This is a genomic window from Dietzia sp. UBA5065 (genome assembly GCA_002415925.1).
In the GTDB taxonomy this organism is placed as follows: domain Bacteria; phylum Actinomycetota; class Actinomycetes; order Mycobacteriales; family Mycobacteriaceae; genus Dietzia.
On the sequence record DIAZ01000128.1, the window covers coordinates 1 to 9,146 of the forward strand.

Sequence of the window (9,146 nt, forward strand, 5' to 3'; positions counted from 1 at the left end):
GGCGTCGGCTACGGCAAGGCCAAGGAGGTGCCGGCGGCCATCCAGAAGGGGTCGGAGGAGGCCCGGAAGAACTTCTTCCGAGTCCCGCTCATCGGCTCCACCATCCCGCACCCGATCCAGGGTGAGGCCGCTGCGGGCGTCGTCATGCTGCGCCCGGCCTCGCCGGGCACCGGCGTGATCGCCGGCGGCGCGGCTCGTGCCGTGCTCGAGTGCGCGGGCGTGCACGACATCCTGTGCAAGTCGCTGGGTTCGGACAACGCGATCAACGTCGTCCACGCCACGGTGACCGCGCTCAAGGGTCTGCACCGCCCCGAGGAGGTCGCGGCCCGCCGTGGCCTGCCCATCGAGGACGTCGCGCCCGCGGGCATGCTCCGCGCGCGTGCCGGACAGGGGGCCTGACCATGGCGAAGCTGAAGATCACCCAGGTCCGTGGCACCGTCGGGACCAAGCAGAACCAGAAGGACTCCCTGCGCACGCTGGGACTCAAGGGCATCCGGAAGTCGGTCGTCCGTGAGGACAGCCCGCAGACCCGGGGTCTCATCAACGTCGTGAACCACCTCGTCGTGGTCGAAGAGACGGAGTGAGCATGACCATCAAGTTGCACCACCTGCGCCCGGCGCCCGGTGCCCACACCGACAAGATCCGCGTGGGTCGTGGTGAGGGTGGTAAGAGGGGCAAGACCGCCGGCCGCGGCACCAAGGGTACAAAGGCACGCAAGAACGTCCCCGCGGCGTTCGAGGGTGGCCAGATGCCGATCCACATGCGGCTTCCGAAGCTCAAGGGCTTCAAGAACCGCAACAAGGTCGTCTTCCAGGTCGTCAATGTGGCCGACATCGAGCGGCTGTTCCCGCAGGGCGGCGAGGTCGGCAAGGCCGAGCTCGTCGCCGTGGGTGCGGTTCGCAAGAATCAGCCGGTCAAGGTGCTGGGCGACGGGGAGATCTCCGTGGCCGTCAGCGTGACCGTCGACAAGGTCTCCGGATCGGCCAAGAGCAAGATCGAGGCCGCCGGCGGAAGCGTGTCGGAGGCCGGGGCCTGATCCCCGAGCGACCCCGGTCGGGGTCCGCGTAACGGGTGCAGGGGTCGGGTCCGGGAGTCTCGGACCCGGCCCCTGCGCTCGTCTTGATAGAGTTTTTCCTGTTGTGCGTTCGGGGTCCGGCACGGCTGTCGTCGGTCCGACCCTCCCGGCGCATCTGCATTCGACGACGGTGGCGGCCACGGGCCGTCCATGACCAGGAGGACATGTGCTCTCCGCACTCGCGTCCGCGATCAAGGACCGGGACCTGAGGAAGAAGATCTTCTTCACCCTCGGGATCATCATCCTCTACCGCATCGGCGCGCAGATCCCGTCGCCCGGTGTCGACTACCCCAAGCTCCGGGGTCTTCTCGACACGGCGATGACCGGCGACAACGCGCAGTTGTACTCCCTGGTCAACCTGTTCTCGGGCGGCGCGCTCCTGCAGTTGTCGGTGTTCGCGATCGGCATCATGCCGTACATCACGGCGAGCATCATCGTTCAGCTCCTCACCGTGGTGATCCCCTACTTCGAGCAGTTGAAGAAGGAGGGGCAGTCGGGGCAGGCCAAGATGACGCAGTACACGCGGTATCTCACCATCGCGTTGGCCGTGCTGCAGTCCGCGGGCATCGTCGCCCTGGCCGACCGCGGGCAGTTGCTCGGAAACGGGCAGTCCGTCCTGATGGACGGCGACATCCTGACCCTCATCACCATCGTGACCGTCATGACCGCGGGCGCCGCGCTGGTCATGTGGTTCGGTGAGCTGATCACCGATCGCGGCGTCGGCAACGGCATGTCGCTGCTGATCTTTGCGGGTATCGCCTCGCGGCTCCCCGCCGAGGGCGTGAACATCTACCAGAACTCCTCGATGCTGAAGTTCGCCGCGGTCATGCTCGCGGTGGTCCTCATCGTGGTGGCCGTGGTCTTTGTCGAACAGGGACAGCGGCGGATCCCTGTGCAGTACGCCAAGCGCATGGTCGGGCGTCGCCAGTACGGCGGCACGTCCACCTACCTGCCTCTCAAGGTCAACCAGGCCGGGGTCATCCCGGTGATCTTCGCCTCGTCGCTGATGTACGTGCCGATCCTCATCACCCAGCTGATCCAGGGCCCCGAGGCCGCGAGCGACGGCTTCTGGCAGCGGTACGTCATGCAGTACCTGCAGAACCCGTCGAGCTGGGGTTACATCCTCCTGTACTTCGCGTTGATCATCTTCTTCGCCTACTTCTACGTGGCCATCCAGTTCGATCCGATGGAGCAGGCCGAGAACATGAAGAAGTACGGCGGCTTCATCCCGGGCATCCGCCCGGGGCGCCCGACCGCGGAGTACCTCGGTTACGTCCTCAACCGGATCCTGTTGTTCGGCTCCCTGTACCTCGGGCTCATCGCGGTACTCCCGAACGTCTTCCTCGACATGGGCAGCGGGGGTGGCGATATGCAGAACATGCCGTTCGGCGGCACCGCCGTGCTCATCATGGTGTCCGTGGGCCTCGACACCGTGAAGCAGATCGAGGCACAGCTGATGCAGCGCAACTACGAGGGCTTCCTCAAGTAGGCGCTGCAATCCAGAGCACCTCCAACAGTAGAAAGGCTGGTCCCCACCATGCGTCTCGTCCTCCTCGGCCCCCCCGGAGCCGGCAAGGGAACCCAGGCGGCCCTGTTGTCGGAGAAGCTGGGCGTTCCCCACATCTCCACCGGTGATCTCTTCCGGGCGAACATCTCCCAGGGCACCGATCTGGGCAAGGAAGCCAAGGGCTACATCGACGCCGGCAACCTGGTGCCCGCGGAGGTGACCAACCGGATGGTCGAGGCGCGCATCGCCGAGCCCGACGCCACGGAGGGATTCCTGCTCGACGGGTATCCCCGCAGCGTCGCGCAGGCGGACGCGCTGAAGGGCATGCTCGCGGACTCCGGGTCCTCGCTCGACGGGGTCCTCGAGTTCAGGATCGACGAGGACACCGTGGTCAAGCGGATGCTGGCCCGGGGCAGGGAAGACGACACGGAGGACGTGATCCGTAACCGGATGTCGGTGTACCGCTCCGAGACCGCCCCGCTGCTCGAGTACTACGGCGGCACGGTCACGACGATCGACGCGGTGGGCGAGGTCGACGAGATCAACGCACGGGCGCTCGCCGCGCTCGGTCGCTGACGCCCGTCGTGTTGGGCAGGTCACGGAAGGCGGCGGTCACCGCCCGCACCGCCGGCGAGCTCGATGCCATGGAGGCGGCGGGACGGATCGTCGGCCGGGCTCTGGTCGCCGTCCGCGACGCCGCGGTGCCGGGAGCGACCACGGCGGACCTGGACGAGCTCGTCGAGCAGCTGATCCGCGAGGCGGGCGCGGTGCCCTCGTTCAAGGGCTACGAGGGCTTCCCGGGATCCATCTGCTCCTCCGTCAACGAGGTCGTGGTGCACGGCATCCCCGGGCGCTCCACCGTGCTGGGGGAGGGGGACCTGGTGTCGGTGGACTGCGGGGCGATTCTCGACGGGTGGCACGGCGACTCGGCCTGGACGTTCGGGGTGGGCGCGCTGCCGACGGAGGTCGAGAAGCTCAACGAGGCGACCCGCGAGGTGCTCGCGGAGGGGATCCTCGCGATGCGGCCCGGGAACCGCCTGACCGACGTCTCCCATGCTCTCGAGACCGCCACCAGGTCGGCCGAGGAGCGTCACGGCGTGCGGCTGGGGATCGTCGACGGCTTCGGGGGCCACGGGATCGGCCGCGAGATGCACGAGTGGCCCTTCCTGGCGAACGAGGGGAAGCCGGGAAAGGGGCCGAGGCTCCAGGAGGGATCGGTGCTCGCGGTGGAACCCATGTTGGTGTTGGGCGGGGAGACCGGGACCCGGACGCTCTCCGACGAGTGGACGGTCGTCACGATCGACGGATCGCCCGCCTCGCACTGGGAGCACACGGTGGCCGTCACGGCGGACGGGCCGCGCATCCTCACCCCGCGTCCCGGGGTCGCCTGACCCTCATCCCCGCCGGAAGCGGGACCTGAGGGAGCGCTCCCCGGGTTAGGGTCGTCGCCAGGTCGAGATTGCGGGGAGGTCCGGGAGATGCGCATGTCCCGAAACACGGTCGGCGAGCGGGTCGTCTCCGCGCGGCGGTGGGCCGCCCTGTGTGCGGCGCTCCTCGTGGTGATCGCCTCGCTCTCGAGCACCGTGCCCCAGGCCGGAGCGCAGTCGCTGGCGGGCGACGCCGGGGGTTCGATCATGGAGGATCCGCAGCCCGGGCCGTTCTATCACGCGGACCCGGAGGTGCTGGCCGGCGCGGCGAACGGCCGGGTGATCAACTCCAGGGTCGTGGGGATGCCGGCGTTCGCGGGATATCGCGTCACCGAGATCGCGTACCGGTCCACCGACACCGGCGACCGGCCGATCCTCGCCACGGCGACCGTGGTCCGGCCGCCCGGCGCCCGCCCCGACGGGCCTGTGCTCAGCTACCAGCACTACCTGAACGCGCTCGGCCAGAGCTGCGCGCCCACGGAGACGCTCGTCAACCCGACGCTCGAGACCGTGCAGGACAACGCGATGGCCTTCCTCCGCCCGCAGCTCGACCGGGGCTGGACGGTGATCATCCCGGACCACCTCGGACCGAAGGTCGCCTACCCCGGGGGCCGGCTCTCCGCCCGGATCGTGTTGGACGGCATGAGGGCGGTGCGCGACGACCCGCGGTTCGAGTCCCGGGGCAGCAGGTTCGCGGCGCTCGGGTACTCCGGCGGCGGGATCGCCAGCGCGTGGGTGGCGACGATGCACGACGACTACGCGCCGGACGTCGACCTGGTGGGCGTCGCGCAGGGCGGCGTCCCGACGGACATGACGACCATGGCCCGGATGATCGGCAACACCCCGCACCCGGCGTTCGGCCTGGCGTTCGCCGCCGCGGTCGGCATGGCCCGGGAGTATCCGGAGGACATCCGGCTCGAGGAGAAGCTCACGCCCGAGGGGTGGTCGCTGTTCCACCAGATGCGCGGCAGGTGCACGGCGACCCTGCTCGTCGCCGGCGCGCTGAGGTCGGTGCCGATGGTCCTCCGGGGCGGAGACCTCATGGCGGAGGAGGGTCTGATGCGGGCCTTTGCGGACAACAGCGTGCGACTGTCGCCGGACGTGCCCCGCGTACCGGTGTTCATGTGGCATTCCGTCACGGACCCGCTCGTGCCGTTCTGGGACGCGGAGGACACCGCCGAGCGGTACTGCCGGGAGGGCGCGCCGATCACGTGGGAGCCGGGACTGGCCCCCGAACACCTGCTGGGGGCGGTCGAGAAGTTGCCGGCCGCCATGAACTGGCTCCAGCAGCGATTCGACGGACTTCCCGCGGGCCGCGCCTGCTACGTGTGATCCGCGGCGATTGGCGCTCGGTCCGCACCTGACGTAGGCTTATACGTCGGTGTGCCCACCAGCGCACCACAATCCGGTAGACGTCACCCGGGGAATCGTGGAGGACCGTAAGCAGCATGGCAAAGAAAGACGGAGCCATCGAGGTCGAGGGCCGCATTGTCGAGCCCCTGCCCAACGCAATGTTCCGCGTCGAACTCGACAACGGGCACAAGGTCCTGGCTCACATCAGCGGGAAGATGCGGCAGCACTACATCCGCATCCTGCCCGAGGACCGCGTGGTCGTGGAGCTCTCGCCCTACGACCTCACCCGTGGTCGGATCGTCTACCGGTACAAGTAACGACGTTCAACTCCCCGGACCAAGCGCTCCCGCCGCAAGGCGGAGCGGGTTCGTACCCCTGGACGCGGAGGCCAGGGCCCCGGACGGCTGCTCATCGTGAGATGACCATCCGGATCGGGGACGGTCGGGGAGCAGACCTACCGCATGACGAAAGAGAAACGCCACATGGCACGTCTTGCCGGCGTTGATCTCCCACGCGACAAGCGCATGGAGATCGCGCTCACCTACATTTTCGGCATCGGTCGTACACGGGCCGTCGAGATCCTCGAGCGGACCGGCATCAGCCGGGATCTGCGGACCAAGGATCTCACCGACGAGCAGCTGACCGTCCTTCGTGACGACATCGAGGGCAACTACAAGGTGGAGGGTGACCTCCGCCGCGAGATCCAGGGCGATATCCGCCGGAAGATCGAGATCGGCAGCTACCAGGGCATCCGCCACCGCCGGGGTCTCCCCGTCCGCGGTCAGCGGACCAAGACCAATGCCCGCTCCCGCAAGGGCCCGAAGAAGACCGTCGCCGGAAAGAAGAAGTAATGCCCCCCAAGTCACGCGCTGCGGGCCCCAAGAAGACGGGTCGTCGCAGGGAGAAGAAGAACGTCGCTCACGGCCACGCGCACATCAAGAGCACGTTCAACAACACCATCGTCTCGATCACCGATCCCTCCGGTGCCGTCCTCGCCTGGGCGTCCTCCGGTCACGTCGGCTTCAAGGGCTCGCGCAAGTCGACGCCCTTCGCCGCCCAGCTCGCCGCCGAGAACGCGGCCCGCAAGGCGCAGGAGCACGGCGTCAAGAAGGTCGACGTGTTTGTCAAGGGACCCGGCTCGGGCCGTGAGACCGCGATCCGCTCGCTCCAGGCCGCCGGCCTCGAGGTGGGCACGATCTCCGATGTCACCCCCCAGCCCCACAACGGCTGTCGTCCGCCCAAGCGGCGTCGAGTCTGAGCCGGAAGGAACGTAGAGAATCATGGCACGTTACACCGGCCCCGCCACCCGCAAGTCCCGCCGCCTGGGCGTGGACCTCGTGGGTGGGGACACCGCATTCGAGCGTCGGCCCTTCCCGCCCGGTCACCACGGCCGCGCGCGGATCAAGGAGTCCGAGTACCGCACGCAGCTGCAGGAGAAGCAGAAGGCCCGCTTCACCTACGGCGTCATGGAGAAGCAGTTCCGTCGCTACTACCAGGAGGCCCACCGCCGCACCGGTAAGACCGGCGAGAACCTGCTGCAGATCCTGGAGTCGCGGCTCGACAACGTCGTCTACCGCGCGGGACTCGCGCAGACGCGTCGTCAGGCCCGTCAGCTCGTGAGCCACGGCCACTTCCGGGTCAACGACCAGAAGGTGACCATCCCGAGCTACCGCGTCTCGCAGTACGACATCGTGGACGTCCGTCCCAAGTCCACCAAGATGGACTGGTTCGAGATCGCCGCCATGTCCGTCGGCGAGCGTCCCGTCCCGGCGTGGCTGCAGGTCGTCCCCACGACCCTCCGCATCCTCGTCCACCAGCTTCCCGAGCGCGCCCAGATCGATGTGCCGCTCCAGGAGCAGTTGATCGTCGAGTTCTACTCGAAGTGATCCGTCCTCCCTCGTCGCCGGGTGGGCCGCACATCGCGGCCCACCCGGCGACGGTGGGTTCCCACGACGTCAAATAGCGGACGTCGAGAATCGAAAGAGGTAGCACATGCTCATCTCCCAGCGGCCCACCCTCACCGAGGAGGTCGTGTCCGAGAACCGCTCGCGGTTCGTGCTCGAGCCCCTCGAGCCGGGCTTCGGCTACACCATCGGCAACTCGCTGCGGCGCACGCTGCTGTCGTCCATCCCGGGCGCGGCCGTGACCAGCATCCGGATCGAGGGTGTCCTGCACGAGTTCACCACCGTGCCGGGTATCAAGGAGGATGTCACCGACATCATCCTCAACCTCAAGGGCCTGGTCGTCTCGTCCGTCGAGGACGAGCCGGTCACCATGTACCTCAAGAAGCAGGGCCCGGGCGTCGTCACCGCTGGTGACATCGTCCCGCCCGCGGGCGTCGAGGTGCACAACCCGGACCTGCACATCGCCACTCTCAACGAGAAGGGCCGTCTGGAGATCGAGCTGGTCGTCGAGCGCGGCCGGGGCTACGTCCCCGCCGGGCTCAACAAGGACGCCGGGCATGAGATCGGCCGCATCCCGGTCGATTCGATCTACTCGCCCGTCCTCAAGGTGACCTACAAGGTCGAGGCGACCCGCGTGCACCAGCGCACCGACTTCGACCGCCTGGTCCTGGACGTCGAGACCAAGAACTCGATGACCGCCCGCGACGCGCTCGCGTCCGCGGGTAAGACCCTGGTCGAGCTCTTCGGTCTGGCACGGGAGCTGAACGACGAGGCGGAGGGCATTGAGATCGGGCCCAGCCCGGCCGAGGCCGATCACATCGCCGCCTACGGTATGCCGATCGACGACCTGGACCTGTCGGTCCGGTCCTACAACTGCCTCAAGCGCGAGGGCGTCCACACCGTGGGCGAGCTCGTGGCGCGCAGCGAGTCGGACCTGCTCGACATCCGCAACTTCGGTCAGAAGTCGATCGACGAGGTGAAGGTCAAGCTCGTCGAGCTCGGCCTGTCGCTCAAGGACGCGCCCCCCGGATTCGATCCCGCCTCGGTCGCCGGCTACGACGCCGAGACCGGCACGTGGACCGACGAGGGCGGCGAGGATTACGCCGAGACCGAGCAGCTCTGACGAGCGCTCAGCACACCATTCCTAGGAGAATCTGATGCCCAAGCCCAAGAAGGGCGCCCGCCTCGGCGGATCCGCCGCCCACCAGCGGCTCATCCTCTCGAACCTGGCGACCCAGCTGTTCGAGCACGATGCGATCCGCACGACGGAGACCAAGGCGAAGCTGCTGCGCCCGTACGCGGAGCGGCTCATCACCAAGGCGCGTCGCGGCACGCTGGCCGACCGTCGTGAAGCCGCCAAGCAGATCCGCGACAAGGACGTCCTGCACAAGCTGTTCGCGGAGATCGGCCCCCGGGTCGCCGACCGCGACGGTGGTTACACCCGGATCGTCAAGCTCGAGAACCGCAAGGGCGACAACGCGCCCATGGCGATGATCGCGCTCGTCACCGAGCAGCTCGCCTCCGCCGAGGCCTCGCGCGCCACCCGCGCCGCGGCCTCCAAGAAGGCGGCCGCCGAGTCGACCGACGACGTGACGGCCGAGGCCGAGGCCAACAGCCCGATCGCCGATCAGGTCGAGGCCGCGGACGACGCCGAGGTCGAGGCGGCCGCCGAGACCGCCGAGGCGGTCTCCGAGGACGCCACGCACGCCGACGCCACGCAGGCCGAGGACACGCAGGCCGAGGACACGGACGCCGACAAGGCCTGATCCCCTCCGGATCCCCGTGCAGGGCCCCGCCACCGCATCACGCGGCGGCGGGGCCCTCGTCGTCGGCGGACACGGCCGCTGGAACCCGGGGGGCGGTCAGAGCACCCCGGCCAC

At 68.4% G+C, this 9,146-nt stretch carries 13 protein-coding genes; all 13 read left to right on the forward strand.

All coding sequences use genetic code 11. The features are described 5' to 3' along the window. The coding region (locus B4M60_RS10035) for a 30S ribosomal protein S5 (protein WP_291083084.1) at positions 1-399 on the forward strand (399 nt) is incomplete at its 5' end. Positions 400-401: 2 nt separating this feature from the next. Beyond that, positions 402-584, forward strand: coding sequence for a 50S ribosomal protein L30 (rpmD, locus tag B4M60_RS10040; protein ID WP_291083088.1), 183 nt, complete (start codon positions 402-404; stop codon positions 582-584). Between the two features lie 2 nt (positions 585-586). Beyond that, positions 587-1,036: a 50S ribosomal protein L15 gene (gene rplO, locus B4M60_RS10045; protein ID WP_291083090.1), complete on the forward strand. Its 450-nt coding sequence runs from the start codon at positions 587-589 to the stop codon at positions 1,034-1,036. Between the two features lie 205 nt (positions 1,037-1,241). Beyond that, the gene (secY, locus tag B4M60_RS10050) at positions 1,242-2,564 is read left to right on the forward strand and encodes a preprotein translocase subunit SecY (protein WP_291083093.1); all 1,323 of its coding nucleotides are present in this window, start codon (positions 1,242-1,244) and stop codon (positions 2,562-2,564) included. Positions 2,565-2,612: 48 nt separating this feature from the next. Further along, entirely contained in the window at positions 2,613-3,158 is a 546-nt protein-coding gene (locus B4M60_RS10055; protein WP_291083096.1) for an adenylate kinase, read from the forward strand. 8 nt (positions 3,159-3,166) lie between these two features. Further along, positions 3,167-3,973 (forward strand): type I methionyl aminopeptidase, encoded by an 807-nt coding sequence (map, locus tag B4M60_RS10060; protein WP_291083100.1) that lies wholly within the window; start codon positions 3,167-3,169, stop codon positions 3,971-3,973. 93 nt (positions 3,974-4,066) lie between these two features. After that, the gene (locus tag B4M60_RS10065) at positions 4,067-5,341 is read left to right on the forward strand and encodes a lipase family protein (protein ID WP_291083103.1); all 1,275 of its coding nucleotides are present in this window, start codon (positions 4,067-4,069) and stop codon (positions 5,339-5,341) included. 116 nt (positions 5,342-5,457) lie between these two features. After that, positions 5,458-5,679, forward strand: a complete 222-nt coding sequence (infA, locus tag B4M60_RS10070; RefSeq protein ID WP_291083106.1) for a translation initiation factor IF-1 — start codon at positions 5,458-5,460, stop codon at positions 5,677-5,679. Between the two features lie 165 nt (positions 5,680-5,844). Then, positions 5,845-6,213: a 30S ribosomal protein S13 gene (gene rpsM, locus B4M60_RS10075; protein ID WP_291083121.1), complete on the forward strand. Its 369-nt coding sequence runs from the start codon at positions 5,845-5,847 to the stop codon at positions 6,211-6,213. Further along, positions 6,213-6,620, forward strand: a complete 408-nt coding sequence (rpsK, locus tag B4M60_RS10080; protein WP_291083109.1) for a 30S ribosomal protein S11 — start codon at positions 6,213-6,215, stop codon at positions 6,618-6,620. Before rpsM ends, rpsK begins: the two co-directional genes overlap by 1 nt. 22 nt (positions 6,621-6,642) lie before the next feature. Further along, positions 6,643-7,248: a 30S ribosomal protein S4 gene (rpsD, locus tag B4M60_RS10085; protein ID WP_291083112.1), complete on the forward strand. Its 606-nt coding sequence runs from the start codon at positions 6,643-6,645 to the stop codon at positions 7,246-7,248. A 106-nt stretch (positions 7,249-7,354) separates the two neighbouring features. Further along, positions 7,355-8,389, forward strand: coding sequence for a DNA-directed RNA polymerase subunit alpha (locus tag B4M60_RS10090; RefSeq protein ID WP_291083115.1), 1,035 nt, complete (start codon positions 7,355-7,357; stop codon positions 8,387-8,389). A 34-nt stretch (positions 8,390-8,423) separates the two neighbouring features. After that, on the forward strand, positions 8,424-9,032 hold the full coding sequence (gene rplQ, locus B4M60_RS10095) for a 50S ribosomal protein L17 (RefSeq protein ID WP_291083118.1): 609 nt from the start codon (positions 8,424-8,426) through the stop codon (positions 9,030-9,032). The last annotated feature ends 114 nt before the right edge of the window (positions 9,033-9,146 follow it).

Excerpts from the sequence above, each read along its gene's own strand:
- rpmD (WP_291083088.1), top strand. The coding sequence starts at position 402 with ATGGCGAAGCTGAAGATCACCCAGGTCCGTGGCACCGTCGGGACCAAG.
- rplO (WP_291083090.1), top strand. The coding sequence starts at position 587 with ATGACCATCAAGTTGCACCACCTGCGCCCGGCGCCCGGTGCCCACACC.
- B4M60_RS10055 (WP_291083096.1), top strand. The coding sequence starts at position 2,613 with ATGCGTCTCGTCCTCCTCGGCCCCCCCGGAGCCGGCAAGGGAACCCAG.
- B4M60_RS10065 (WP_291083103.1), top strand. The coding sequence starts at position 4,067 with ATGTCCCGAAACACGGTCGGCGAGCGGGTCGTCTCCGCGCGGCGGTGG.
- infA (WP_291083106.1), top strand. The coding sequence starts at position 5,458 with ATGGCAAAGAAAGACGGAGCCATCGAGGTCGAGGGCCGCATTGTCGAG.
- rpsM (WP_291083121.1), top strand. The coding sequence starts at position 5,845 with ATGGCACGTCTTGCCGGCGTTGATCTCCCACGCGACAAGCGCATGGAG.
- rpsK (WP_291083109.1), top strand. The coding sequence starts at position 6,213 with ATGCCCCCCAAGTCACGCGCTGCGGGCCCCAAGAAGACGGGTCGTCGC.
- rpsD (WP_291083112.1), top strand. The coding sequence starts at position 6,643 with ATGGCACGTTACACCGGCCCCGCCACCCGCAAGTCCCGCCGCCTGGGC.
- B4M60_RS10090 (WP_291083115.1), top strand. The coding sequence starts at position 7,355 with ATGCTCATCTCCCAGCGGCCCACCCTCACCGAGGAGGTCGTGTCCGAG.
- rplQ (WP_291083118.1), top strand. The coding sequence starts at position 8,424 with ATGCCCAAGCCCAAGAAGGGCGCCCGCCTCGGCGGATCCGCCGCCCAC.